This window comes from Pseudomonas putida, from assembly GCF_028682455.1.
Lineage (GTDB): Bacteria > Pseudomonadota > Gammaproteobacteria > Pseudomonadales > Pseudomonadaceae > Aquipseudomonas > Aquipseudomonas putida_AA.
The window spans coordinates 379,495-404,496 of the sequence record NZ_JANHLD010000002.1 but is presented as its reverse complement, the minus strand read 5'-3'; the positions used below and the strand labels follow the sequence as shown (position 1 = coordinate 404,496).

Genomic DNA, 25,002 nt, shown 5'->3' with positions numbered 1-25,002 from the left:
AAAAACCGACAGCAAGCCTGGCCTGCTGTCGGTCGGGTGAAGCACTTGCCGATCAGGCGGCGGCAAACAGCTCGCTGCTGATCTGCTGCTGGGCAGCGCTCATGGCGTTGGCGCGCGGCTCGTCACCGTAGGCCAGGCCGTGGGCACGAACGATTTCAAGGTCGGTGACACCGATAAAGCCCAGGAACACCTTGAGGAACTCCTCGTGACCGACACCGGTAGGCTGGCCGGCATGCAGGCCACCGGCAGTGGAGACCAGCACCACCTTTTTGTCGCCACACAGGCCCTCAGGGCCAGCCTCGGTGTAGCGGAACGTCTTGCCGGCCACCGCGACGCGATCGATCCAGGCCTTGAGTTGGGTCGGTACGGTGAAGTTGTACATCGGTGCGCCGATCACCACGGCGTCGGCATCCAGGAACTCCTGCAGGGTTTCGGCACTGAGCTGGGCTTCGTGGTGCTGGGCGGCGTCACGCAGGGCTTCCGGGGTACCGGCGGCAACCAGGGTGGCGGCGGAGAAGTGACTGATGGCGTCGGCCGCCAGGTCACGGTAGACCACTTCAAGGGATGGATCGGCGGCTTTCCAGGCCTCTACCACACTGCGGCTCAGCTGACGGGAGGCGGAATTGTCGCCCAGGATGCTCGAATCGATATGCAACAGTTTCATGGGACTCTCCTGAATGAAGACCGCACCTGGGCGATCACAATGGAGACAATCCTACCGGGACGCCGAATAGCTGATAAGTCGGCAAAAATGCGTTAGTTTGTCCTACTGACAGGACAATGGAGTTGGCGATGCAGGACCTCAACGACCTTTTCTACTTTGCCCGCGTGGTCGAAGCCGGGGGCTTTGCCGCAGCCGGGCGCCTGCTCGGCATTCCCAAGTCGCGACTGTCCCGGCGCATCGCCGAGCTCGAAGAGCGCCTGGGCACGCGCCTGTTGCAGCGCACTACGCGGCAACTGAAGCTGACCGCCGTAGGCGAACGCTACTTGCGCCACTGCCAGGCCATGCTGCTGGAAGCGGAGATGGCCGACGAGGCCGTGGCAAGCATGACGAGCGAGCCGCGCGGACGCCTGCGAGTATCGTGCCCGGTGGGCCTGGCCCACACCTTGCTGCCGCAGGTCATCAGCCGCTTCCTCGAGCTGTACCCGCAGGTGCAGCTGGACATGATCCTGCTAAACCGCAGGGTTGACCTGATTACAGAAGGGGTCGATGTGGCCTTGCGCGTGCGTGACCTGGGCGATGAAGACCCCGCGCTGGTCACCCGGCGTCTGCGCCAGGCGCAGATGTACCTGGTGGCTGCCCCGGCGTTCGCCGCCGCCCACGCGCCCGCCACACCCGACGACCTGGCCGGCTTGCCGGTGCTAGGCGCCACGGACGCCGACCGCCTGGTGCACCTGCGGCTGCTCGACGCCCAGGGCCGCAAGCAGGAACTGGCCATGGAGGCGCGCCTGGCCATCGACGATTTCGTGGTACGCAAGGCAGCGGCCATGGCCGGCCTTGGCTTCACCGCCCTGCCCATCATGCACTGCGAAGAGGAACTGGCCCGTGGCGAACTGGTGCGCCTGCTGCCAGACTGGTCGCTGCCCGGGGGCTATCTGCAGGCGGTCTATCCGCATCGGCGGGGCCTGTTGCCTGCGGTGCGGGTGTGGATCGATCACCTGGTGGCGTCGTTCGCCGAATGTGGGGAGCGTTATGTCTGAGCGAACAATGAGCGAGGCGCAGGTTGTGGCGTTCTGCCTGGGGCTGCCGGGTGCGCGGGAAGACTATAAATGGGGTGGTGTGCGGGTGTTCTCGGTGGCCGGCAACAAGATGTTCGCGGTGCTCGACCTGGCGGGCGCCGGTTTGTCGTTCAAGGTCGACGCCGAATTGTTCCTGGGCTACGTCGATCGCCCGGGGGTACGCCCGGCGCCGTACCTGGCGCGGGCCCACTGGATCAGCCTGGTGCCCCCCTACGCGATGGGCCGCGACGAACTCAGCGAGCTCTTGCAACGCTCCCACCAGCTGGTGGTCAGGCGCTTGCCCAAGCGCCTGCAACCGGGGCTGCTTACCTGAACAGCGACCCCAGGGCGCTGCCCAGCCAGCGCCCGTCCAGCAGCAGGTGATCGATCCAGAACAGTTGGTGCAAGGCCACGATGGCCCAGAACGTCAGCTGAAACGACAGCTTGCGGGTTTTATGCCGAAACCGCTGCTGGGCCAGCAATGCCCCCGGCCAGCCCCCGCAGAACTCACTGGCGTGCAGGACCTTCTCCGGAGTGCGCCAGGCCTGGTTGCGGGCCTGCTGCTTGTCACGCCAGTACAAGGCAAACGTCACCAGGCTCGCCAGCGGATAAGCCACCGCCGGCAACCAGGCCCCGTTCAGCGCCATCTGCAACGCCCCGCCCAGCGGCAGCAAACACAGGCCGACAAACACCAGAAGCTTGCCGCGCAGGTGCTGGACACCGCCATTGCCGCGTTCGGCACGTCGCGGGGGAGTTTGCACACGGCTCATCGCATCAGCCTTGTGCGGTCGCCCAGTCGACCCAACCGAACTGCCAGGTCGCCAGGATAATCAGGCCGAAGACAATGCGGTACCAGGCAAACATCGCGTAACTGTGGCTGGCAATGAACTTGAGCAGCCCGCGCACGGCGATCATGGCGAAGATGAACGACACCACGAAACCTATGGCAAACACCGGAAAGTCCCCCGGCTGGAACAAGTCACGATACTTGTAGCCCGAATACACCGCCGCACCGACCATGGTCGGCATCGCCAGGAAGAACGAGAACTCGGTAGCCGCCTTGCGCGACAGGCCAAACAGCAGGCCGCCGATAATGGTCGAACCCGAGCGCGAAGTACCCGGCACCATGGCGAGGCACTGGGCGAAGCCGATCTTCAGGGCATCGGTCCAGCGCATGTCATCGACTTGCTCGACAGTGATCACATGTTCCCGGCGCTCGGCCCAGAGCATGATCACCCCGCCAACCACCAGGGCCAGGGCCACGGTGATGGGGTTGAACAGGTAATGATGAATCACGTCGGCAAACAACACCCCCAGCACCACCGCCGGCAGGAACGCGATCAGCAGGTTGGCGGTAAAGCGCTGCGCCTCTCGCTGCCTGGGCAACCCCAGTACCACGTCGAAGATCTTGCGGCGAAATTCCCAGACCACCGCCAGGATGGCGCCGAGCTGAATGATGATGTTGAAGGCCATGGCCCGCTCACCACCGAAGTTGATCAGGTCTGCAACAACGATCTGGTGACCGGTGCTGGAAATCGGCAAGAATTCGGTCAAGCCTTCGACAATACCCAGTATGACGGCCTGCAGGCCAGTCCAAAGATCCATTATTCCCCCACGAAGCGATGCCCCCAGGCATGCCCCCGTTATAGTTTCCACAAGCGCATGGCGATTCGAGTGCCCGGCCGTTCTGCAGCGACTGTTGGTCGCAAACTCGGCCGAAAAGTTCAGCCGCCCGCCAGGTTTGCCCTGAGGGGCCGAAATCCTACCAGACCTCTGGCGCAAACGCTGCTGGCAGGCCTATACAGGCAGCGGCTCATCGAGTCGGCAAACGCCGCGGCAACGGTTACAATCCCCGCCCTCCCCAACAGCAGCCAAGGATCGCCGATGTCCGGCCTCGAACTGTTCGCCGCCGTGCTCGGCGTTATCGCCGTGTGGCTCACCACCAAGCAGAATCCCTGGTGCTGGCCGATCGGCCTGGTGATGGTGCTGCTCTACAGTTGGGTGTTCTTTGAAGTACGACTGTACTCGGACATGCTCCTGCAATTGGTGTACGCCGTGCTGCAGCTCTATGGCTGGTGGCAGTGGACGCGCCCGGACAGCAAGCGCCAGGCACGCCAGGTCACTTACCTTGACGCTCAACCGATGATCTTCGGCCTGGGCCTCGGCTTGCTCGGCAGCCTCGCCCTGGGCGCCGCGATGGCCACCTGGACCGATGCCGCCCAGCCCTGGCTGGATGCTGCCCTGACCGGCTTCAGCCTCGTGGCGCAGTGGTGGATGGCACAGAAGCGCGTGCAGTGCTGGCTGCTGTGGATCGTGCTGGATGTGATTTTCGTCGGCCTGTTCTTGTACAAGGGGCTGTACCTGACCGCCGCGCTCTATGCCTTGTTCACCCTGATCGCGGTGCAGGGCTGGCGGCAATGGCGGCGTGATCCTGCATTGGTGAGCGCATGAAGGTCCTGGTCCTCACCGGCCCCGAATCCAGCGGCAAAAGCTGGCTCAGTGGCGAGATCCAGACCCGTTTCGGTGGTGAACAGGTGGGCGAGTATGTGCGCTACTTCATCGACGAACACCGTCGCGACACCTGCTATGCCGATATACCGTCAATCGCGCGCGGCCAACTGGCCTGGGAAGATGCCGCCCGAGCCCGCAGACCTTCACTGTTGATCCTCGACACCCATCTGTTGAGCAATATGCTCTGGAGTCGCACGCTGTTTGGCGATTGCCCGGCATGGCTGGAGGACGCGTTGCTGGCGCGCCATTACGACCTGCACCTGTTGCTGTGCCCCGAGTCTGTCGCCTGGCACGACGATGGGCAACGTTGCCAGCCGCAACTGACCGAGCGCCAGGCGTTCTTCCAGGCGACCCATGATTGGCTGGCAGTGCACCGGCAGCCCTTTGAAGTGGTGCAAGGCAGTTGGGAGCAGCGTAAGCGTGCAGCCTTCGAAGCGGTGAGCCGGTTGCTCCAGGCCTGATCACCCTTTGCCCTGCGACAAAATGTCCACTTCTGAAACACTGTCCACCACTCAAACCTGCTACTTAGAGCGGCCAGCGCCTCTACGCGGGAAAGTGTTAACACGCTGAAACAGTCGTCCTTGGAGCCCCTTGGGGCGCCCTGGCGGCCGCAGGATCGCCGCGTGCCCAGGTCCTGTGTCTCAACAGCGTTACAACTTTTTTTGACTCCTTCGACAAATAAACCCAATGCGTTGATTCTCAACACTAAATCAAAACCGGCACACCTTCTGCTCTCTTACTTGCAACGCTGAACAGGACCAGCACCTCGAAAGAAGGAATTGCCATCGTGGGAAGAATAGATAAAGGCATTTACCGCCTCCTGTTGCTCGGATGCGCATTGGGATCAAGCATCAGCTTTACGGTCCAGGCTGAAAACGGGATCGTCGTAATTACCCGGGATGTGCAGCCGCGCAATGCCATGCGTCCACCCCTGGCCCCAGACCCCTACCCGGTGACCGTCAACACCAACCCGTCCGCACAAATCCTCAGGCAGACAAACGAGTTGAGCGATGGTGACTTCGCCTCGGTCAGTAGCGGCGCCGGCATCAACGCCCTGATCACTCAGCAGACCAACAACCTGGGCACCAGCATCACCAACCAGACCCAGTTGCCAAACCTCGCCGGCGGGCGTTCTGGAAACAGCGGCAACGGCATCTCCAACATGGTCAACTCCAGTGTGCAGAGAGGCCTGGCGCCCCTGCAGATACTGACCGGAGGCAAGTGAGATGAAGCATACGCTGCTGATTCTGGCCTCGTTGTGCAGTGCATCGGCCTTCGCCCAACCTCCTGTGACCAACACTGCCGACATCGACAATTCCGGCAAGCAGTACCAGGGTAACCTCACGGTCAACCAGGCCGCCGGTGACTTGCAGCAGCAGGCCAACGCCCGGGCCTTCGCCACCGGCCACAACGCCAGCGCGACCACCGAAATCCGCCAGCGCATGCGCTCCCAGGTCGATCCAGCAATGGATGCCCGGGCCAGTATCCGCGGCGACTCCTTCAGCAACGGCAGTGGCGCCGTAGGCGTCAACCAGAGCGCAGGCGCCAGCAACCAGCAAGCCAACGCCCTGCGAATCACCATCAGCACTCAACCGCAAAACATCGACGACAGCGTCCTCATGCAACAGAACGTGGCGCTGCTCAACAACTCCGATCCAACTGACTCAGCACCCGGCTATCGCCAGGTCACTACCAGTGACCAGGCCTTCACCGGTAGCCGTGGAGTGATTCAGTTGAATCAGAGCGCCGGGGTGGGAAACCGAATGGCCAACACCCTGAACGTCCGGGTCGCGGATTGACCCAAGGTAAGCAACAACACTTAACCTAAAATAAAGTACGGAGAATCACCATGAAACCTTCGATGGCACTCAAGCCTCTGGTTTTCGCAATTGCTGCGGTCATGGCTGTTGCTGTACAAGCTGGGCAAAACGATCGTCGTGGCAATGACCACCATCACAACAATGGTCACCACCATGGCGGCGGTCAACAAACTCCTCCTCCAAAACAAATGAATGTCACCGCCAATGCCGGTGCCTACGATGAGCAAAACAGCGAAGACAACCGCATCACCAACGAAGGCACCATCAACGGCGCCGCAATGACCGACTCGGCCACTGGCACCAGCGGCAACGTCGGCGTCAACGTGGCTGCCGGTGCCGGCAACCAGCAGGACAACGCCGCCGCCATCGCCAACGCCGGTTCCTCCGTCGCGGAAATCGACAACACCTTCGTGTTCGGCACTGCCAACGCAACCGCCAGCGTTTCGCAGTACAGCGACAACAACAAGGTCAACAACTACGGCAGCACCAACTCTGCGCTGATGAGCGGTTCGGGCAGCGGCGGCAGCGGCAACATGGGGATCAACGTTGCCGGTGGCGACCTCAACCAGCAGAAAAACACCATGGCCATTGCCAACAGCAATGCACCACTGGGTAACGCAAACGCTACCGCCTCTGCCGAACAGAACGGCCCTGGCCTTGTCGTGAACAACAACGCCGATCGTACCTATCGCGTGGATACCATCACCCTTACCAAATCGGCGAGCGGCAGCACGTTCTACGGTAAGGCTTCCAACGCGAATGGCAGCAACAGCTCTTCCTCGAACTTTGAGGTCGCAGGTTCCAAGGGCTGGAGCGCAAGCGGCTCCAAAGGCTTTGAAGCCAGTGGCTCCAACAGCCATGAAGCCGAGGGAGCAGCCAGTGCTTCTCTGGAAGCTTCGCTGGAACTGTCTGCAGACGCGTCCAAGACTGTGTCCTGGGATTATGGCCGTCACAACAATGGCGAGCGCACCAACTCTGTAGAAGGCTCGCTCAACGCCGAAGTCAACGCGTCGGTGGAAACCGAGTGGAGCAAGTCGCACAGCTCATCTTTCGAGAAGGCCTACGACTCGTCCTTCGAGAAAGAGTTCGAATCTTCGTTCGAAAAATCGGGCAGCAAGTCGTCCGAGTCTGAGTACGATCATTCGAAGAGCTACGCTGAAAGCAGCGCCTATGACCTGAGCAACACTATCTCGTTCCAGGTGCTGACCCCAACCGGTTGGGCAAACCCTGTCACCAACACCGCAGTCCTCAGTGGCTCGGTCAACGGCGGCAGCGGCAACCTGGGCGTCAACGTGGCAGCCGGTGTGGGCAACCAGCAAAGCAACTCGCTGGCCATCTCCAACACCTCGATGTAATCGCTGTGGCTTGGAGGCCCCCTTCGGGGGGCCTTTTTCACGAGAACCAGGGAGGCGTCCGATCATGCGCATTATCGCTTTGGCGTTCTTGCTATGCCTGACCACACAGAGCGAGGCGGCTCAAATGCCACTGACCGTTCTGTTGCCGGGTGGCGCGGTGGTCTACAAACCGATCCAGAGCGTGCGCGAACGTAAATTTGCAGACCTGGTACAACAGAAAACCGACTTCAGCTGTGGGGCAGCATCGCTGGCGACCATCCTGCGCCAGGCCTACTGGCTGGACGTGGACGAAGCACAGATCATCGAAGGCATGCTGGCACACGCCGACCAAGACCTGGTGCGCGTGCAGGGATTCTCCATGCTCGATATGAAGAAATACGTAGAAAGCCTGGGCATGCGGGCCCGCGGCTACCGGGTACAACCCGATACCTTGCACAGTATCCGCATCCCCACCGTGGTACTGCTGGACATCCGTGGCTACAAGCACTTCGTGGTCATGCAGAAAGTCGACAAGGACTGGGTGTACATAGGCGACCCGGTACTGGGCCACAAACGCTATAAAATCGAAGATTTTGTCAAAGGCTGGAACGGCATCATCTTTGCCGTCATCGGCAAGGGCTACGACAAGACCAATGCCTTGCTCGACCCGCCTCTACCGTTGACTGCCAAGACCCGTGTCAACGCCTTTACCCCGGTGCAAGACGCAGAGTTGATGGATTTCGGATTCATCCAAAGCGACTTCTTCTAATGACAAGGAGCATGAGGCTCCGGGAGTTTCCAATGAGAACTTCAATCTGGGTAGCCGTGCTTTGCATGGCTGCCAGCCTGCCAACCCAGGCTCAGGTACTCAAGCCCATCGAATTGAAAGATCAGGAACTGGCGAACCTGCGGGGCCGCTACGTGATGCCCGGACGCATCATCAGCTTCGGCGTGGTCATGACCAGCACCTGGCAGAACGTTCAGGGTGACTTGATCGGCGCAAAGGCTTCGCTACAAGTCCAGCAATCGACCCTCAAGCCCCAGTTCTACGTATCGACCTTCAATGAACCCGCCAATGGCTCATCGCAATCGCAAAGCGCCAGCGCCAGTACAGCCCCCTCGCCCGGCACCGGCAGTGTGACCGGCGGCGCCGGCCTGACCACCACCGAAGGGGTCACCCAGGTCGTGCGGGCCGCTGGCGACTACAACACCGCGTACAACAACGTCGATATCAACGTCACCAAGGCCAATGAGGCGCCAGTCACCCAGACCCAGGGCAACCCATTGGCCACCGGCACACCGGCGGTCCTTTCCAATGAAGCGGGCTCGATGAGCGTCTCTTCCTCCGGCACGGGTGTGCAAATGAACATCGTTGCCAACAACAACCAGGGCAGTACCGTGCAACGCCTGGCCCAGGGCGGTCTGCTGCAGAACACCACGCTGATGGGCGCTGGCAACCGTGTGACCAACCTCACTTCCCTCAATGTCGTGCTGCGCGAGAACGTGCCGACGGCCGGGGCGCTCAATGGCAGCCTGGACCAGCTCAAAGGACTTCGCACACCTGGATTCTGATCTACGCTCTGTCTCATCAAATGTAGTCAGAAGGGACGGCTAACCCATGCACCGATCTTTAACGCTCAGAGCTATCGTCTGTTTGACTAGCCTGACGCCGGCCACATTGCTATACGCAGCGACCGACCCTCAGGTTGAAGCACTAAAACAAGAACTCAGGGAGCTGAAACAGCGTTACGAAGCACAACAGAACGCGCTGATGGTACTTGAACAGCGCGTTCGCCAGGTTGAAGAAACACCTGTCACACCGCAGCCCAAACGCCTTACCAAGTCGCCCGCCGAGCCCACCCGCGGCGGCCAGACGGTGGCCGCGGGCGCGCCCGGGACCACTGGCAGCTCGTACGGCCAGTCGCTCAAGGAGGATTCGGAGCCCGCACAAAGCGTGTCCAACCTCTATGACGAGGCCAGCGGCTTCTTCGGTGGCGGCAAGTTCAGCGTCGAAACCGGCCTGACCTACACCCACTACGACACCCGGGCCCTGGTCCTCAACGGTTTCCTGGCCCTGGACTCGATTTTCCTCGGCAACATCAACCTGGACCGTATCAAGGCCGATAACTGGACCCTGGACCTGACCGCCCGCTACAACATGGACCAGCGTTGGCAGTTCGACATCAACATCCCGGTAATCTACCGCGAATCCACCTATTCCTCGGGGGGTGCGGGCGGTGCCGGGCCGGTATCTTCCGATGCCACCGTCAAGCGCGACCCCACCATTGGCGACGTCAACGTCGGCGTGGCCTACAAGTTCCTCGACGAGTCGGAGAACCTGCCCGACGCGGTGGTCACCCTGCGGGTCAAGGCCCCCACCGGGGATGATCCCTATGGCATCAAGCTGGTCAACGACCCCACCAACGACAACCTGTCGGTCCCTGAAGACCTCCCGACCGGCAACGGTGTCTGGGCGATCACCCCAGGTATCTCGCTGGTCAAGACCTTTGACCCTGCCGTACTCTTCGGCAGCCTGTCCTACACCTACAACATGGAGGACTCCTTCAGCGACATCAGCCCTACCATCAACACCAAAGTCCCGGGCGACGTGAAACTCGGTGACTCCTGGCAGATTGGCGCCGGTATCGCGTTTGCCTTGAACGAGAAGATGAGTATGTCGTTCTCGTTCACCGACCAGTTCTCCAGCAAGAGCAAGATCAAGCCCGATGGCGGCGACTGGCAGTCGGTCCCGAGCAGCGACTACAACGCGGCCAACTTCAACATCGGCATGACCCTTGCCGCCACCGACAACCTGACCATCGTGCCGAACCTTTCCATTGGCTTGACCGACGACTCGCCGGACTTTTCCTTCAGCTTGAAATTCCCATACTACTTCTGAGCCTTGCGCCCACGAAAAAGCCCGCTTCGGCGGGCTTTTTCATTTCGCGGAGACTGATGCGACCCGGTAGGAGCGGGCCTGCCCCGCGATCAACGAATCTGATGCTTGTGCAACAGCCTGTAGAAAGTCGGCCGTGAAATCCCCAGCACCTTGGCGGCAATGCTCAGGTTGTCACTGTGCCGGTTGAGCACATCGCACAACGCCTGGCGTTCGGCCCGATGCTTGTAGTCTTCCAGGGTTCCCATGCTGGCTACGAAAGCATGCTCGGTGGCCAACCCCAGGTCCTGAGCCTCGATCTGCCGCCCCTCGGCCAGGACCAGGCCACGCCTGACCCGGTTGGCCAATTCGCGCACATTGCCGGGCCAATCGTGCTTGCCCATTGCCACCAGGGCGTCCTCGCTGAAACTGCGCGGGCGCCGCCCGGTTTCCAGGCTGTAGAAACGGGAAAAATGACTGGCCAGCATCGACAGGTCGCCATGCCGGTCACGCAGGGGGGCGGTGACTACCTGCAGCACATTGAGCCGGTAGTACAAGTCTTCGCGAAAACGCCCGCTCTCGATGGCCTTTTCGAGGTCGACGTGGGTGGCGGCCAGTACCCGCACATCCACGTCGATCGGCTGGCTGCCGCCAACACGTTCGATGTGTTTTTCCTGCAGAAAACGCAGCAGGTTGGCTTGCAATTCCAGGGGCAGGTCGCCGATTTCATCGAGAAACAGGGTTCCGCCATTGGCGGCTTCGATTCGCCCGATCTTGCGTTGGTGAGCACCGGTGAACGCGCCTTTTTCATGGCCGAACAGTTCCGACTGGATCAGGTGCTCCGGAATGGCGCCGCAGTTGATCGGCACGAAGGGCTTGTCGCGACGCTGGGATTGGCGATGCAGGGTGCGCGCCACCAGCTCCTTGCCGGTACCGCTCTCCCCGCGAATCAGCACCGGTGATTCGGTGGGCGCCAGTTTGCTGAGCAACTTGCGCAGTTCGCGGATCGGCCGGCTGTCGCCCAGCAGTTCGTGCTCGGCGCCATCGACATGAACGTTGCCTTTGCCGCGCAGGCGCGCCATGCCGAAGGCCCGGCCAATGGTGACCTGAACCCTGGAGACATCGAAGGGCAAGGTGTGGAAGTCGAAAAACCATTCGCAAACAAAGTCGCCGACGTTCTGCGTGCGCAGCTCATCGGGACTCAGTACGGCAATCCATTCGGTGTTGCTGCGGCTGATGAGGTCTTTCACGGCATCGGGGTGCTGCAGGTGCGAGGCCTGCAAACGCAACAAGCCGACATCGCAGGGATACTCCTGGGCCGCGGACAATGTACAGCTGTACACGTCCCAGCCGACATTACGCAGCCCTGGTAATAAACGGTGACAATCATCGCAAGGGTCGACGATCAGCAAGCGGCGGTTGGACGAAGGTTCAAGCATGACCTTTCCTTGGCGCCAAAAGTTGGAATTTTAATAGAAACAGCACGTTGGCAGGCCCGTTTGTAACAGTAGCAACGATGTGTCAGACGCCCACTACCGTCTGTCTGCAAAGCCGGCACGATAAATGGCCGCCGGGAATTTTCCTCAACTTTCAACGTCACAGCCGGCGCCGGTTAGAATTTTTTTGCCGAAAACAAAAAAATTATAAACCTGCATGTGACTCCACCCGGTACTGCGTGCATCAGTACAAGTAACTCACCGCCGCACAGCGCGCGGTACTTTTATTTTTTGTTTGGGCCCACAGAGAGACCGAACCCATGAATGCCCCGCTCCGTGTCAACGAAGCACTGCTGATTGCCGACCACGCCTTCGAGCCCTTCCAGTGTGTAGCCTGGGATTCGCCAAACGGTACTGGCGAACTTAGCCTGGCAGTGATCGACCGGACCAGTACCCGTATCGGCAGCAAACAGGTGCCAAGCAGCACCTATACCGACCCTGCGCAATTGGCGCACCTGATCGAAGAAGTGCGCGCCGAATTGAGCGAAAAAGGCTACGACCTGCAACCCTGGTCTATGCCTAAGTAACTTCTGCCTGACACTCACGGGCAACTTTCTAGTTGCCCGATCCTTATAGTGCGACACTTGGCCGCACGGTCTTCACGTACTGTTCTGTACGCCTCTTATTTATTCAATCACTTTAAAACTGTCTATTGCCTGGTAGTCGGCGTTCAACTGCTGCGCCAATAAGCGCGCACGCCCAAGGCGCACGGCAGCGCGTTCCATATCGACCAGCAAACTTGGGCACGGCAGTGGCGCCACTGGCTCCCAGGCCTTGAGCCGGCCGTCGGTCAGCACCAGACAGCGCTGTTGCTCACCGGGAAACTGGCGTTGGCGGGCCAGCAGCCAATGGCGCGCCTGCTCCAGGGCTGCCAGCAGGGGCGTCCCGCCACCGGCGCCCAGGTTGTCGAGCCACGGCTGCAATGCCGCGCTGGCCTTGAGGCCATGGCGCTGCCAGCTCGGCGCGTTGCCACTGGCGGTGAGCAAGGTCAAGCGCGCCCGCTGCCGGTATGCCTGGTCGAAAAACCCGGCCAGCAGGCCCTTGGCCTGACTCAAGGCCTGGTGACGGCGGGTCGAGGCCGAGGCGTCGACGATCACCAGCCACAGCTCTTGGGCGCTGGCCCGGCGCTGCTGCCAGCACAGGTCGAGGCGTTGCCGCGGTCGTCCCTTGAGCAAGGTGGCGGGCCAGGCGACCCTGCCCTGGGCGGCGTCGCGGGCGCGCCCCCTGGAACCTTGCTTGATGCTACCCGGGCGGGGTCTTGCATCCGCCGAGTGCGGGCGACGGATGCTCAGGGCTTTTTTGCCCAGTTCGGCACCTCGCGCCGCGCGCCGGTGGGGGCTGCATGTGGCGGCATCTCTCCCCAGGCGCCCTGCCCTTGTTGACCGGTGGCCGACTGGCCGCCCTGGGGCTCGGGGGCAGTTGCTTGCTGCGCAGTGCTTTGACGACGACGGTGACGCAGGGCGAACTCGGCCACGGCATCGATATCCTGCGCCTCGATGTGCAAGGCATCGCGCCAGGCGGCGTGGGCCCTGGCCGCCCGCAACCAGACCAGGTCGGCCCGCAAGCCGTCGACGCCAGCGCCGAAACAGCGTTCGGTTATCTGTGCCAGGGCCTGGTCATCGAGCGGAATCTGCGCCAGGCGTTCGCGCGCCCGCTGGCACCGCTCGCGCAACTGCGCCTGGGCCGACGCCCAGTGGGTACAGAAGGCGTCGGGGTCGGCATCGAAATCCAGGCGCCGACGAATGATCTGGCTCCGTGCTTCAGGTGCCGGTTGCCCGTCCAGGGCCACGTTGAGGCCAAATCGATCGAGTAATTGCGGGCGCAACTCGCCCTCTTCCGGGTTCATGGTGCCGATCAGCACAAAGCGGGCGCTGTGGCGGTGGGAAATACCGTCGCGCTCGACCCGATTGGTCCCGCTGGCCGCCACATCCAGCAGCAGGTCCACCAGGTGGTCGGCCAACAGGTTGACCTCATCCACATAGAGCACACCGCCGTCGGCCTTGGCCAGCACGCCCGGCGAGAACTGCGCCTTGCCCTGCCCCAATGCCGCGTCCAGGTCCAGCGTGCCGACCAGGCGCTCTTCACTGGCACCCAGCGGCAGGGTCACGAACGGACCATCGCCCAACAGGTCGGCCAGGCCACGGGCCAGGGTGCTCTTGGCCATGCCGCGCGGGCCTTCGATCAGCACGCCGCCGATCTTCGGGTCGATGGCGGTCAGGCACAGGGCCAGTTTCAGCTCATCGGCGCCGACCACGGCAGACAACGGGAAATGTGCAGGTTCAGTCATCTCAAGTCTCTTCTTCGCCATCGAGCAGTTGCTCTTCCAGGGCCTCGCGATAAGCCCCCGGTGCCTGCCACAAACCACGCTGCTGCGCTTCGAGCAGGCGTTCGGTGATATCGCGCAGGGCCTCGGGATTGTGCTGGCGGATAAAGTCGCGGGTCGGCGCGTCGAGCACGTAGGCGTCGGCCAGCGACTGGTAATGGTGATCGTCGATCAGGTGCGTGGTGGCATCGAAGGCGAACAGGTTGTCGACTGTCGCTGCGAGTTCGAATGCCCCTTTATAGCCGTGGCGCTTGACCCCGTCGATCCACTTGGGGTTCAGCGCGCGGGCGCGGATCACCCGGTTTAGTTCTTCCTTGAGGGTACGGATGCGCGGCCGGTCCGGCTGGCTGTGATCGCCGTGGTAACTGGCCGCCGGCGCGCCACCGAGGCTTTCCACGGCAGCCAGCATGCCGCCCTGGAACTGGTAGTAATCGTTGGAGTCGAGCAAGTCATGCTCGTGGTTGTCCTGGTTCTGGATCACCGCCTGCACCTGGCCCAGGCGCCGGGCAAAGTCGGCCCGCGCCGGCGTGCCGTCGTCCGCAGCGCCATAGGCGTAGCCGCCGTGGTTGAGGTAGACCTCGGCGAGGTCCTCGCGGCTGTGCCACAGGCGCCCGTCAATCGCATTCTGCACCCCGGCACCATAGGCTCCGGGCTTGGCGCCGAATATGCGCCAAGCCGCCTGGCGTGCAGCCTGCTCGGCCTCGACACCCTGGGCCAGCAACTCGGCACGCTCGCTGCGCACCCTGGCGGCCAGCGGGTTGAGATCATCGGGCTCATCCAGTGCCGCGACCGCCCGGACGGCGGCATCGAACAGGTTGATCAGGTTGCCGAAGGCATCGCGGAAGAACCCGGACACCCGCAGTGTCACGTCCACCCGAGGCCGGTCGAGCACACTCAACGGCAGAATCTCGAAGTCATCGACCCGTTGACTGCCACTCGCCCACACCGGGCGCACGCCGAGCAAGGCCATGGCCTGGGCGATATCATCGCCGCCGGTGCGCATGGTCGCCGTGCCCCATACCGACAGGCCCAGTTGGCGCAAGTGATCGCCATGGTCCTGCAGGTGGCGCTCGAGGATCAGGTTGGCCGAGGCAAAACCGATGCGCCAGGCAGTAGTGGTCGGCAGGTTGCGTACATCCACGGTGTAGAAGTTGCGCCCGGTGGGCAGCACATCCAGGCGGCCACGACTAGGCGCGCCGCTCGGGCCTGCCGGTACAAAACGACCCTGCAGGGCGGCGAGCAGGCCGTGCAGTTCAGCCGGGCCACAAGCATCGAGCTGGGGCGCGACAACCTCGACCAACGCCCGCAACACAGCCTGCACCTCAAGCCATTGCTCGCCCTCGGGAACCTGCGCAGTGCTCGCCAGGCTGTCGGCGATCAACCGGCCCGCCAAGGCTTCAAGGCGCTCGCGCGTGTCCCCGGCCGTTCGCCACAACCCGGCATCGACCTGCTGCAGCAGCGCCGGGCGCGGCCCGCTCCAGGGTTGGCCCAGGTCGCAATCGAGGGGGTCGAACCCCAGCGCCAGCGCCTTGGCCAGTGCGCGCAGCAGACTGGCGTTGGCCCCGCGCCCATCACCTCGGGCAACCCGTAGCAAGGCCAGCAAGGTATCGGTGCGCAGGCGCCCGGCGGGCGACTCGCCAAACACATGCAAGCCATCGCGGATCTGCGACTCCTTCAAGTCGCACAGGTAAGTGTCTAGCCGAGGCAGCCACACGGCAGCGTCGTCCAGCTCGCCTTCAAGCTGCAGCTCGCGGTCGATATGGTTGTCGCGCACCAGCTCGAGGATATCGCGCTGCAGTTCACGGGCGCGACGCGGGTCAAGCAGCTGCGCTTCGTAGTACTCGTCGGCCAGCGCCTCCAGGTGACGAAGCGGGCCGTAGGTTTCGGCGCGGGTCAAGGGCGGCATCAGGTGATCGATGATCACTGCCTGGGTACGCCGCTTGGCCTGGGCGCCCTCGCCCGGGTCGTTGACGATGAAGGGATAGATGTTCGGCAGCGGCCCGAGCAAGGCGTCCGGCCAGCAACTGCCGGACAGGCCCACGCCCTTGCCCGGCAGCCACTCGAGGTTGCCGTGCTTGCCGACATGGATGAGCGCATCGGCGCCATAGCCGTGGCGCAGCCAGAAGTAGAACGCAAGGTAGCCGTGCGGCGGTACCAGGTCGGGGTCGTGGTACACCGCGCTCTGGTCCAGCTGGTAGCCCCTGGCCGGCTGGATGCCGACAAAGGTCAGGCCAAAGCGCAAACCGGCGACCATCATCCGGCCATTGCGGCACATAGGGTCCTGCTGTGGCTCGCCCCAACGTTCGCGCACCGCGTCCTGGTTGGCCTGGGGCAAGGTGGCAAAGGCGGCCAGATAGTCGTCCATCGCCATGCTTTGCAGGCAGGGGCGCTGGTCGAGACTGTCCAGGTCATTGCTGACGCCGCCCAGCAGCGCCTGAATCAGCGCCGTACCACTGTCGGGCAGTTGGCCAAGCGGATAACCCTGCTCCTTGAGGGCACGCAGGATATTCAACGCCGCTGCCGGCGTATCCAGGCCCACGCCATTGCCGATGCGCCCGTCCCGGGTCGGGTAATTGGCCAGGATCAGGGCCACGCGCTTGTCCGGGTTGGGCAACTGCGCCAATACACACCAGCGCCGCGCCAACTCCGCGACAAAGTCCATGCGCTCGGCATGAGGGCGGTAGCAGACCACATCCGACTGGCTGCGTTCGCTGCGCCAGGCCAGGTCCTTGAAGCTGATTGGCCGGGTAATGATGCGCCCGTCCAGTTCCGGCAACACAATGTGCATGGCCAGGTCCCGCGCCCCCAGGCCCTGCTCGCTGGCCTCCCAGCCCGGTTCGTTGTCCTGCGCGCAGATGGCCTGCAACACCGGAATGTCACGGCGAAACGGCCGCAAGTGCGGCTGTTCGGGGCTGGACTGGGCAAAGCCTGTGGTGTTGATGATCAAGGCGGCATCGACTTCATCCAGCCAGTCTTCGACCTGGGCCAGGCAGCCGGCTTCCTTGAGGCTGGCCACGGCAATCGGCAAGGGGTTGAGCCCGGCCCGCTGCAAGCGCTCGCAGAAGGTGTCGATAAACGCCGTGTTGGCCGCCTGCAGGTGAGAGCGGTAGAACAGGATCGGCACCACCGGCTGCGTCACCTGCCAGTCGGCATACCAGTCCTGCAATTGCGCGGCGGCCTTGCGGGGGTGATACACGGCAGTGCGCGGCAGTTGCTGCGGCTCGCTCCAGGGGTAGTCACGCTGCAGGCACTGGCTGGCCAGGCAGTTGAACAGGTTCAGGGCATTGGCCTTGCCGCCCTGGCGCAGGTAGTGCCAGAGCCGCTCGGCGTGCTCGGCCGGCACCGTGCTCAGGCTGCTGAGTTCCGGGTCGGGGCGGTCATCGCCCGGCACCAGGATCAGTTGCACGCCACGGGCAGCCAGCTCCAGCAATTGCTCGACCCCGTAGCGCCAGTAGCCGACGCCACCGTGCAGCGACACCAGAATGACCTTGGCGTGACGCAGCACCTCGTCCACATACAGGTCGACCGAAGCATGGTTCTGCACCTGCATGGGGTTGGCCAGGCGCAGGCTGGGGAAATCCTCGGGCAATTGCTGGGCGGTCTCGGCCAGCAATGCCAGGTGCGAGTCACCGCTGCAGAGAATCACAAGCTGCGCCGGGGTCTGCCCCAGGTCGGCAATGCTGTCGTCCGGCACGAAGCCGCCGGGCTGGGTCCGCAGCAGGTGCATGAATCAGGCGCCCAGGGCGGCGCGCAGGCTCGCTTCCAGTCGAACGGCGTCGAGTGCCTGGCCGATCAGCACCAGGCGCGTGGTGCGCGGCTCTTCGCTGCGCCAGGCGCGGTCGAAGTGCTTGTCGAAGCGAGTGCCCACGCCCTGGATCAACAGGCGCATCGGCTTGCCGGGGATCGCCGCAAAACCCTTGACGCGCAGGATGCCGTGCTGCACGACGAGTTGGGTCAGCGCGTCGAGCAGCAGGCTTTCGTCTGCTTCAGGCAGCTCGATGGAGATCGAATCGAAGGCGTCGTGGTCATGATCGTCGTGGTCGTCGCCGTCATGGTGCGAGTCGTGGTGGGTGCGGCGGCCGTCGATATGCGCTTCGGATTCGGCGCCCAGGCCCAGCAGCACCTCAAGGGGCAAGCGGCCGCTGCTCGCTTCGATCACCTTGACCGCAGCCGGCAACTCTTCCTGCACCTCGGCGCGGACCTTGGCCAGGTCGTGCGGGGCGATCAGGTCGGCCTTGTTCAGGACCACCAGGTCGGCGCTCGCCAGTTGGTCGGCGAACAGCTCATGCAGCGGCGATTCGTGGTCCAGGTTCGGGTCGAGCTTGCGCTGGGCATCGACCTGTTCCGGGTAGGCGGCGAACGTGCCGGCGGCCACTGCCGGGCTGTCGACCACGGTGATCACCGCATCGACCGTGCAGGCGTTGCGGATTTCCGGCCACTGGAAGGCTTGCACCAGCGGCTTGGGCAGGGCCAGGCCGCTGGTTTCGATCAGGATGTGATCCAGGTCGCCACGGCGTGCCACCAGCTCGCGCATCACCGGGAAGAACTCTTCCTGCACCGTGCAGCACAGGCAGCCGTTGGCCAGTTCATACACGCGGCCGCTGGCCTCTTCTTCGCTGCAGCCGATGCTGCACTGCTTGAGGATCTCGCCATCGATACCCAGCTCGCCGAACTCGTTGACGATCACGGCAATGCGCCGGCCCTGCGCGTTGTCGAGCATATGACGCAGCAGCGTGGTCTTGCCCGAGCCCAGAAAGCCGGTGACGATGGTGACGGGGAGTTTGGCCAGTGTTTTCATGTCGATGCCCTTGGCAGCAAATGGCGGGCATGCAGGACGAGAACCGCGGGCAGTACTGCCCGGGCGCGTTCGCCACCGGATCACCCCGCCCGGTTTAATGTCGGAAACTGATCGAGGCAGGTCTCCTGGCTCGCATTGCACCGGCTGGTAGCCCGTTGAACGACGCCTTCCCGCAGCGATGCAGTGGCTGTGTCGAACCTTTCAATGCTTACAGTTGCGGGGGCAGCCGCGGCTTGAACCGCGTTCCCGTCTTAGCTTCGGCACGCACCGAAGAACCTCGAAGCGGCTAGGCTACGCAGTGCCCGGTGAGCGGTCAACTGCTGTCACAATTGACGCTTGCGTAGTTGCGTGATTTGCTAGTGCGATTCGTTTGGGTGCCCTTGACAGGGTGAAACGGGAAACCGGTGCGTCATACACGTGTTATTCACGGCGTAGGACAAGTCCGGTGCTGCCCCCGCAACGGTAAGCGAGAAAAGCGTCAGAACCACTGTGCCCGTAGTCTGGCATGGGAAGGTGACGCCTTCGGCGCGGCAATCTGCCCGCCCTCGCCAGCCCGGAGACCGGCCCAGGCTCGATTTGACAAACCCGCGGTGGGCGGGCGCTGTTGCAACCCCTGGGCGGAATCCGTGCAGGGGTTTCTTGCGCTTGCCTGTTGCTGACAACACCAAGAGGAAAGCGCCATGCGTACCAGTACCGCCAGTCACTCCGCCGTTACCCCCTCAACCCTGAGCCAGCGCCTGCTGGTTGCTGTCGGTGCCTCGCTGCTGGGCCTGTGCCTGGTCTACTTTGCCGGCTTCTCGCATATTGAAGCGGTGCACAACGCTGCCCACGATACTCGCCACAGCGCCGCCTTCCCTTGCCACTGAGTACCGACCGATGATCAAGCGTATTGCGAGTACCGCAGGGTTCGCGGGCCTGCTGGCCGCCCTGCTGCTGACCCTGCTGCAAAGTTTCTGGGTCGCGCCGCTGATTCTGCAGGCGGAAACCTATGAAAGCGCCGCACCCGTGGTCGAGGCCCATGAGCATGCGCCGGGTGTTGCCGCCGACCATCACCATGACAGCGAAGCCTGGGCGCCTGAAGATGGCTGGCAGCGGGTGCTGTCGACCACCGGTGGCAACCTGGTGGTGGCCGTTGGATTCGCCCTGATCCTGGCCGCGCTCTATACCTTGCGCGCGCCTAGCAGTGCAGTGACGGGTGCCCTCTGGGGCCTGGGCGGCTTTGCCGTGTTCTGCCTGGCACCGACCCTGGGCCTGCCGCCAGAGCTGCCGGGTACCGCCGCAGCAGACCTGGCCCAGCGCCAGGCCTGGTGGGTGGGCACCGCTGCCGCCACCGCCGTGGGGCTGGGGTTGATCGTGTTCGCCCGCAACTGGCTGCTCAAGGCCCTGGGCGTGGTGCTGCTGGTGGTGCCTCATGTGATCGGCGCGCCGCAACCTGAAGTGCACGAGATGCTCGCTCCCGAGGCCTTGGAAGCCGAGTTCAAGGTCGCCTCCCTGCTGACCAACGCTGCGTTCTGGCTGGCCCTGGGGTTGATCAGCGCCTGGCTGTTCCGCCGCCCGAACCAGGCCTGACATGCAGTTGTTTGTCGGCCTGGGTTGCCGACGGGGTTGCCCTGCCGAGGCGCTGGGCAACTTGCTGGAGCGCACCCTCGAGGCCCACGACCTGCCGCTGGCGGCGGTCGCGGGCCTCGCCAGTATCGACCTCAAGCACGACGAGCCAGGGCTGCATCAGTTGGCCCTGCGCCTGGGTGTGCCCCTGCTGTTTTTCTCGGCCGCGCAACTGGCGGCGTTCGAATTCCGCTTGAGCCACCGCTCGAAAGTGGCCTTTGCCCACAGTGGTTGCTATGGCGTCGCCGAAAGCACCGCCCTGGCCCTGGCCGAACAACTGGCCGGCCCCGCTCACCTGCAGGTCACCCGCACCCTGCACGCCGATGCCACCTTGGCATTGGCCACCGCCATCGGCATTGGCGGATAATCCCCGCTTTATTTCCCAAGGACTGTGCATGACCGTCTACTTTATCGGTGCCGGCCCCGGCGATCCCGAACTGATCACCGTCAAGGGCCAACGCCTGATCCACCGTTGCCCGGTGATCATCTATGCCGGCTCCCTGGTGCCTGCTGCCGTGCTCGAAGGGCACAGCGCCCAGACCGTCATCAACAGCGCCGAGCTGCACCTGGGGCAAATCATAGAGGCGATCAAGGCTGCCCATGAGCTGGGCCAGGATGTGGCCCGGGTGCACAGCGGCGATCCAAGCCTGTATGGCGCCATTGGCGAGCAGATCCGCTACCTGCGCGAGCTGGGCATACCCTTCGAGATCGTCCCCGGCGTCACCGCGGTGGCAGCCAGCGCCGCCCTGCTCGGTTGCGAACTGACCTTGCCGGACATCGCCCAGACCGTGATCCTCACCCGCTTCGGCGATCAGTCACCGATGCCCGAGGGCGAGCAACTGGCAGACCTGGCCCGCCACCGCAGCACGCTGGCGATCCACCTGGGGGTCAAGCACCTGGAACGCATCGTCGAGCAGCTGCGCCCGCATTACGGCGGCGACTGCCCGGTGGCCGTGGTGCATCGCGCCACCTGGCCGGACCAGGACTGGGTGCTCGACACCCTGGACGGGATTGTCGCCCAGGTTCAGGCCAAGGGTTTCCGGCGCACTGCGCTGATCCTGGTGGGCCGGGTATTGGCCAGCGACAGCTTTGCCGAATCGGCGTTGTACCGGGCCAGCCATGCCCACCTGTACCGGCCTTGATACCCGCTACATTGAATCGCGGGGCAATCCCGCTCCTACCCTGAGGTGTTGACCATGCTTGAATTGCGACCCAACTGCGAATGCTGTGGCTGTGACCTGCCGGGCGACAGTCAGGACGCGCTGATCTGCTCGTTCGAGTGCACCTTCTGCCGTGACTGCAGCGAGCGCACCCTCAAGGGCCAGTGCCCCAACTGTGGAGGCGAGCTGGTCAAGCGCCCACCGCGGGCGACGGAGAAACTGGCCAAGTACCCGGCGTCCACCCAACGAATCGTCAAGGCACAAGGCTGTCCCACCCACTGACCGGTAGGAGCGGGCTTGCCCCACGCAGACCGGCACAATGGTTCATGGCGCCTGGTACTGGCTCAGGTACTTGTCCAGTACCGCCTTGTCGCCACTGCCATCATCGGCCACTTGCCACAGGCGCCGTTCGATGCCCTGGGCCAGCAAATGCCCTACCGCCGATTCAATCGCCGAGAGCACGCACAGCTGCGCCGGCTCGTTGGTGGTGTAGCCCACTTCGGCTTCCAGCAGTTTCTTGAACTCGATGAACTTGAACACCCCGGCACTGCGCCCGACCGAGTAGATGGTCTTGCTGGTCATGACGTTGGCCAATACCTGGCCGCTGCGCACGTCCACTGCCCGCAGGTTGACCGAGACCTGGTCGACCCGGTACTCGCGGGAAATGTCGATACCCAGGTAGCGTGCGCCCTCCCCGCCGCTGCGCACGTTGGTGTCGTAGGCGATGATGCCGCCTTCGAGCATCAGGTTGGCAGCCTGCAGCGGCGGCAGTTCGCCCTGGATGTTGACCGGTGTGTCGGGCTTTTTCTGCGAGGCGCGGATGATCTTGCGTTCGGTCAGCAGGTTCTGCAGGCCTTCGCGTTCCAGCACCACGAACCAGCCACTGGCCTGCAGGGCATCCATCAGCATGCTCGCAGCCCCCTGGGTAACGCTGGTGGAGAACGAACTTGCAGGCGTGGGCTTGTACTGCCCGGTCTGGTCGCGAAACCCGTACACCACCGCCATCAACCGACCTTTGGGCCGTGGCATGTTGAGCAGGTCATAGTAGGTGGAGGCCCGCGGCGTCAGGGTCGGGCTTTCGCTGTCCTGTTCGGCGGGCATCGGCTCGCGCAGGCTGCAGCCCTGCAGGGTGGCCAGAATCATCAGTGCGGTCAGAAATCGTTTCATGGTTGTTTCTCCCCGTAATCCCGCCCGTCAAGGGTTCAGGCCGTTCACCAGAACTTCCGAAACTTCACCGGTGGCCCGATCGGTGATTTGAATGGTCAGGGCCCCGGAGTCATCCAGCACGTTGATCAGGAAGGCATCGGTCTGCAGGCTGCCGGTGTTGCCGTTATTGATGTTGGTCAGCAGTTGCGAGAGCAGGCGCGACTCCAGCTGGCTGGTAAAGCGCTCCAGCGACGAGGTGCTGGCCAGCGCCGAGGCACGGTCCTTGATGGCCGGATCGTCATGATCGTTTTGCGCCTGGGCGTTGTTGAGCAGCCAGGTGCCGTTGAGCGGGTTGCCGCCGAATGCCGGGTTGACCGGGGTGTACACCAGTTCGGTGGCACCGGCCTGGCTGCACAGGGCAGTCAGCAGGACCAGGGACGCCAGGCGGCAGGTTTTGTTGTTGTTCATAGCTCGTCCCTCTCAAGATCGGTGGTGTCTTGCAGCAGCATCTGCAGCTTGCGCTGGATGATCTGCGCCTTGACCAGGTCAGCCGCCTCGTACGCGGCGTCCTTCAGCTCGGTGGTGTTGGGTGGCAGAAAGCGTTTGTAGATCACACGTTGTTCGTACTCGACCGTCACCAGGCTGCCCCAGCGCGCGTCCGGTCGCTCGCGTACCACCAGGTTGAAATCCAGGCGGCTGGTGGCACGCAGCCGCTCGGCAAAGCTGTAGTAGAAGTCATGGCCGATGTGCGAGATGGTGTTGTCGACGATAAAGCCCATCATCTCGTCCTCGGCGCCACCGCGGGCGGTGCCAGCAAGCAGCACCAGCGCCAGGGCGCAGGCGGTCAGTCTGCGGTTCATTGCCCGGCTCCTTGCGGCGCGTCGTTGCGCACGCCGCCGTTGTCGGCAAAGGCCTTCTCGGCCACGAACTGCCAGTCGGCGTAGTGGGCCAGGCCTTCGAAGTCCGACCACTGGGCGGCAAAACCGGTCTGCTTGAGCGGCGCCTGTTGCGACCGGCTGTAGACCCCGGTGATGCGCCCGTCGATGGAACGCACCAGGCCCCAGTCGTCGCTGCCGGTGATCGGATCGCTGTAGAGCTGGCGAATGTGCCGCTTGGGGTTCGGGTAGCGCGGGTCTTCGAGCAGCTCCTCGAGGGTCTGCGGGTATTGGGCCAGGCCCGGCGAGCTGCGGTAGTAGCTGCGTAGCGCCTGGGCATACTGGGTGCCGACCCACAGCAGGTCGCGCTCGCGTTCGCGCTGGGCGACGGTCGACCACAAGGTCACGGTGCAACCCAGAGCGATGCCGGTCACGGCGATCAGCAACAGCACGCCCAGGTAGGTGAAGCCCGCCTCGGCAGGGCTACCACTCGGCATAAAGGCTGCCATCACGCGCCCTCCCGGTTGAACCGCTCTTGATATCGGCCACCGAACCCGCCACGCCTTCAGGCGGAGCCACCACTTGCCACAGGTCGCGGCGCTCGGTGATCGGGTCCAGGGGGGCGCTGCGCAGGTAGCGTTGCTCGACCAGTTGCTCCAGCGACTCGGGGTAGCGCCCGGTGTCGCCGTAATAGTGGTCCAGCGCCTCGCGCATGACCGACAGGCTCTGGCGCAGGGTGGCTTCGCGAGAGGTCTCCAGGCTCTGGAAGTAGCGCGGCATGGCGATGGTCATCAAGGTGGCGATGATCGCCATCACCACCAGCAGTTCGATCAGGGTGAAACCTTGGCTACGTTTCATGCTGCTCACCACTGCCCGTAGGCGATGCCGTTGAGGCCCTTGCCCCGCGCCCGGGAGTAAACGTCGAAGACGTCCTCCCCTTCACGCGGATTCTGGGCGGAGCTTTCGTAAGTGCGCAGGCCCCAGCCGCCTTCGTCGTCGCGCCTGGCGGCAACCAGCGGGTCGCGGGGAATGCGGCGCAGGAAGTAGAACTTGGCCCCCTTGGCGCTGCGCACATCCCTCACTCCATCGACCAGCACCTGCAGGTTTGGCGGGTAACCGGTCGAATTGAGCGATTTTTCGATGTAGCCGGCGTCAAAGGCGCGCTTGTACGCGTCGATGGCGTCGCGGATCTGGTACAGGGCGGTCTTGAGCTCCTGCTCCTTGCCCCGGCGTACCAGGGTTTCGGTCAGTGGTGCGGCAATCGAAGCCAGCAACCCGAGCAGGGCCAGGGTCAGCATCACTTCAATCAGGCTGAATCCTGCCATTGACCGTTTCATGGC

Annotated in this window: 30 protein-coding genes and 2 riboswitches; of the genes, 16 read left to right on the top strand and 14 right to left on the bottom strand. The window is 63.4% G+C overall.

Annotated features, from left to right (window positions below):
* Positions 1 to 52 precede the first annotated feature (52 nt).
* A complete protein-coding gene (locus NPS58_RS12595; RefSeq protein WP_274115681.1) occupies positions 53 to 664 on the bottom strand; it encodes an FMN-dependent NADH-azoreductase in 612 nt (203 codons plus the stop codon).
* 128 nt (positions 665 to 792) lie between these two features.
* Between NPS58_RS12595 and NPS58_RS12590 the strand changes: the two genes are divergently transcribed.
* Together NPS58_RS12590 and NPS58_RS12585 are read left to right on the top strand one after the other, a co-directional pair.
* Positions 793 to 1,701, top strand: a complete 909-nt coding sequence (locus tag NPS58_RS12590) for a LysR substrate-binding domain-containing protein (protein ID WP_274115680.1) — start codon at positions 793 to 795, stop codon at positions 1,699 to 1,701.
* Positions 1,694 to 2,053, top strand: coding sequence for an MmcQ/YjbR family DNA-binding protein (locus NPS58_RS12585; RefSeq protein WP_274115679.1), 360 nt, complete (start codon positions 1,694 to 1,696; stop codon positions 2,051 to 2,053). Before NPS58_RS12590 ends, NPS58_RS12585 begins: the two co-directional genes overlap by 8 nt.
* Here the strand turns inward: NPS58_RS12585 and NPS58_RS12580 are convergent.
* Both NPS58_RS12580 and NPS58_RS12575 read right to left on the bottom strand, forming a co-directional pair.
* Positions 2,046 to 2,489, bottom strand: a complete 444-nt coding sequence (locus NPS58_RS12580) for a DUF1294 domain-containing protein (RefSeq protein WP_274115678.1) — start codon at positions 2,487 to 2,489, stop codon at positions 2,046 to 2,048. The two genes, NPS58_RS12585 and NPS58_RS12580, sit on opposite strands and share 8 nt — an antisense overlap.
* Positions 2,490 to 2,493: 4 nt before the next feature.
* Positions 2,494 to 3,324: an undecaprenyl-diphosphate phosphatase gene (locus NPS58_RS12575; protein WP_274115677.1), complete on the bottom strand. Its 831-nt coding sequence runs from the start codon at positions 3,322 to 3,324 to the stop codon at positions 2,494 to 2,496.
* Between the two features lie 279 nt (positions 3,325 to 3,603).
* Here NPS58_RS12575 and pnuC point away from each other — a divergent pair, with 279 nt between their 5' ends.
* The 8 genes from pnuC to NPS58_RS12530 all read left to right on the top strand — a co-directional run bounded on the left by pnuC (position 3,604) and on the right by NPS58_RS12530 (position 10,283).
* The gene (gene pnuC, locus NPS58_RS12570; protein WP_274115676.1) at positions 3,604 to 4,170 is read left to right on the top strand and encodes a nicotinamide riboside transporter PnuC; all 567 of its coding nucleotides are present in this window, start codon (positions 3,604 to 3,606) and stop codon (positions 4,168 to 4,170) included.
* The gene (locus NPS58_RS12565; protein WP_274115675.1) at positions 4,167 to 4,691 is read left to right on the top strand and encodes an AAA family ATPase; all 525 of its coding nucleotides are present in this window, start codon (positions 4,167 to 4,169) and stop codon (positions 4,689 to 4,691) included. The genes pnuC and NPS58_RS12565 overlap by 4 nt, the downstream gene beginning before the upstream one ends.
* Before the next feature lie 326 nt (positions 4,692 to 5,017).
* Positions 5,018 to 5,455, top strand: a complete 438-nt coding sequence (locus tag NPS58_RS12560; protein ID WP_274115674.1) for a hypothetical protein — start codon at positions 5,018 to 5,020, stop codon at positions 5,453 to 5,455.
* Between the two features lies 1 nt (position 5,456).
* Positions 5,457 to 6,029: an adhesin gene (locus NPS58_RS12555; RefSeq protein WP_274115673.1), complete on the top strand. Its 573-nt coding sequence runs from the start codon at positions 5,457 to 5,459 to the stop codon at positions 6,027 to 6,029.
* A gap of 50 nt (positions 6,030 to 6,079) precedes the next feature.
* A complete protein-coding gene (locus NPS58_RS12545) occupies positions 6,080 to 7,405 on the top strand; it encodes a heme utilization protein (RefSeq protein ID WP_279841907.1) in 1,326 nt (441 codons plus the stop codon).
* 64 nt (positions 7,406 to 7,469) lie between these two features.
* Positions 7,470 to 8,153 carry a C39 family peptidase gene (locus tag NPS58_RS12540; protein ID WP_274115670.1) on the top strand — a complete coding sequence of 228 codons (684 nt, stop codon included), beginning with the start codon at positions 7,470 to 7,472 and terminating at the stop codon, positions 8,151 to 8,153.
* A 32-nt stretch (positions 8,154 to 8,185) separates the two neighbouring features.
* Positions 8,186 to 8,956 carry a hypothetical protein gene (locus NPS58_RS12535; RefSeq protein ID WP_274115669.1) on the top strand — a complete coding sequence of 257 codons (771 nt, stop codon included), beginning with the start codon at positions 8,186 to 8,188 and terminating at the stop codon, positions 8,954 to 8,956.
* Between the two features lie 46 nt (positions 8,957 to 9,002).
* A complete protein-coding gene (locus NPS58_RS12530) occupies positions 9,003 to 10,283 on the top strand; it encodes a transporter (protein WP_274115668.1) in 1,281 nt (426 codons plus the stop codon).
* 89 nt (positions 10,284 to 10,372) lie between these two features.
* On the opposite strand, the gene NPS58_RS12525 is transcribed toward NPS58_RS12530, so the two are convergent.
* Entirely contained in the window at positions 10,373 to 11,698 is a 1,326-nt protein-coding gene (locus tag NPS58_RS12525) for a sigma-54 dependent transcriptional regulator (RefSeq protein WP_274115667.1), read from the bottom strand.
* 317 nt (positions 11,699 to 12,015) lie between these two features.
* Between NPS58_RS12525 and NPS58_RS12520 the strand changes: the two genes are divergently transcribed.
* Entirely contained in the window at positions 12,016 to 12,282 is a 267-nt protein-coding gene (locus NPS58_RS12520) for a hypothetical protein (RefSeq protein ID WP_028945133.1), read from the top strand.
* Positions 12,283 to 12,381: 99 nt separating this feature from the next.
* Here NPS58_RS12520 and NPS58_RS12515 read toward each other — a convergent pair whose 3' ends face one another.
* The 4 genes from NPS58_RS12515 to cobW are packed head-to-tail and all read right to left on the bottom strand — an operon-like array spanning position 12,382 to position 18,876.
* Positions 12,382 to 12,996, bottom strand: coding sequence for a vWA domain-containing protein (locus tag NPS58_RS12515; RefSeq protein ID WP_274116533.1), 615 nt, complete (start codon positions 12,994 to 12,996; stop codon positions 12,382 to 12,384).
* Positions 12,997 to 13,043: 47 nt separating this feature from the next.
* Positions 13,044 to 14,042, bottom strand: a complete 999-nt coding sequence (locus tag NPS58_RS12510) for an ATP-binding protein (protein ID WP_274115666.1) — start codon at positions 14,040 to 14,042, stop codon at positions 13,044 to 13,046.
* A gap of 1 nt (position 14,043) precedes the next feature.
* Positions 14,044 to 17,805, bottom strand: a complete 3,762-nt coding sequence (gene cobN, locus NPS58_RS12505; protein ID WP_274115665.1) for a cobaltochelatase subunit CobN — start codon at positions 17,803 to 17,805, stop codon at positions 14,044 to 14,046.
* A gap of 3 nt (positions 17,806 to 17,808) precedes the next feature.
* A complete protein-coding gene (cobW, locus tag NPS58_RS12500; protein WP_274115664.1) occupies positions 17,809 to 18,876 on the bottom strand; it encodes a cobalamin biosynthesis protein CobW in 1,068 nt (355 codons plus the stop codon).
* A gap of 98 nt (positions 18,877 to 18,974) precedes the next feature.
* Positions 18,975 to 19,171, bottom strand: a riboswitch (cobalamin riboswitch).
* Positions 19,172 to 19,231: 60 nt separating this feature from the next.
* A riboswitch (cobalamin riboswitch) is annotated at positions 19,232 to 19,459 on the top strand.
* A gap of 97 nt (positions 19,460 to 19,556) precedes the next feature.
* Here cobW and NPS58_RS12495 point away from each other — a divergent pair.
* Genes NPS58_RS12495 through NPS58_RS12475 form a run of 5 tightly spaced genes read left to right on the top strand, consistent with a single transcriptional unit; the run spans position 19,557 to position 21,923 of the window.
* Positions 19,557 to 19,742, top strand: coding sequence for a CbtB domain-containing protein (locus NPS58_RS12495; RefSeq protein ID WP_274115663.1), 186 nt, complete (start codon positions 19,557 to 19,559; stop codon positions 19,740 to 19,742).
* A gap of 10 nt (positions 19,743 to 19,752) precedes the next feature.
* A complete protein-coding gene (locus NPS58_RS12490) occupies positions 19,753 to 20,445 on the top strand; it encodes a CbtA family protein (protein ID WP_274115662.1) in 693 nt (230 codons plus the stop codon).
* 1 nt (position 20,446) lies between these two features.
* Entirely contained in the window at positions 20,447 to 20,848 is a 402-nt protein-coding gene (locus NPS58_RS12485; protein WP_274115661.1) for a cobalamin biosynthesis protein, read from the top strand.
* A 28-nt stretch (positions 20,849 to 20,876) separates the two neighbouring features.
* Positions 20,877 to 21,623 carry a precorrin-4 C(11)-methyltransferase gene (gene cobM / locus NPS58_RS12480; protein ID WP_274115660.1) on the top strand — a complete coding sequence of 249 codons (747 nt, stop codon included), beginning with the start codon at positions 20,877 to 20,879 and terminating at the stop codon, positions 21,621 to 21,623.
* 54 nt (positions 21,624 to 21,677) lie between these two features.
* On the top strand, positions 21,678 to 21,923 hold the full coding sequence (locus NPS58_RS12475; RefSeq protein ID WP_274115659.1) for a DUF1272 domain-containing protein: 246 nt from the start codon (positions 21,678 to 21,680) through the stop codon (positions 21,921 to 21,923).
* Positions 21,924 to 21,965: 42 nt separating this feature from the next.
* On the opposite strand, the gene NPS58_RS12470 is transcribed toward NPS58_RS12475, so the two are convergent.
* From NPS58_RS12470 to NPS58_RS12445, 6 genes are read right to left on the bottom strand one after another with little or no spacing between them, the layout of a single operon-like run.
* Complete coding sequence (locus NPS58_RS12470; RefSeq protein ID WP_274115657.1) at positions 21,966 to 22,808, bottom strand: CsgG/HfaB family protein; 843 nt, start codon at positions 22,806 to 22,808, stop codon at positions 21,966 to 21,968.
* Between the two features lie 27 nt (positions 22,809 to 22,835).
* The gene (locus NPS58_RS12465; RefSeq protein ID WP_274115656.1) at positions 22,836 to 23,255 is read right to left on the bottom strand and encodes a curli assembly protein CsgF; all 420 of its coding nucleotides are present in this window, start codon (positions 23,253 to 23,255) and stop codon (positions 22,836 to 22,838) included.
* On the bottom strand, positions 23,252 to 23,647 hold the full coding sequence (gene csgE, locus NPS58_RS12460) for a curli production assembly/transport protein CsgE (protein ID WP_274115655.1): 396 nt from the start codon (positions 23,645 to 23,647) through the stop codon (positions 23,252 to 23,254). The genes NPS58_RS12465 and csgE overlap by 4 nt, the downstream gene beginning before the upstream one ends.
* Positions 23,644 to 24,171 carry a type II secretion system protein gene (locus NPS58_RS12455; protein ID WP_274115654.1) on the bottom strand — a complete coding sequence of 176 codons (528 nt, stop codon included), beginning with the start codon at positions 24,169 to 24,171 and terminating at the stop codon, positions 23,644 to 23,646. The genes csgE and NPS58_RS12455 overlap by 4 nt, the downstream gene beginning before the upstream one ends.
* Complete coding sequence (locus NPS58_RS12450; RefSeq protein WP_274115653.1) at positions 24,146 to 24,520, bottom strand: type II secretion system protein; 375 nt, start codon at positions 24,518 to 24,520, stop codon at positions 24,146 to 24,148. Before NPS58_RS12450 ends, NPS58_RS12455 begins: the two co-directional genes overlap by 26 nt.
* Positions 24,521 to 24,525: 5 nt before the next feature.
* Positions 24,526 to 24,999 (bottom strand): prepilin-type N-terminal cleavage/methylation domain-containing protein, encoded by a 474-nt coding sequence (locus tag NPS58_RS12445; RefSeq protein WP_274115652.1) that lies wholly within the window; start codon positions 24,997 to 24,999, stop codon positions 24,526 to 24,528.
* Positions 25,000 to 25,002 lie beyond the last annotated feature (3 nt).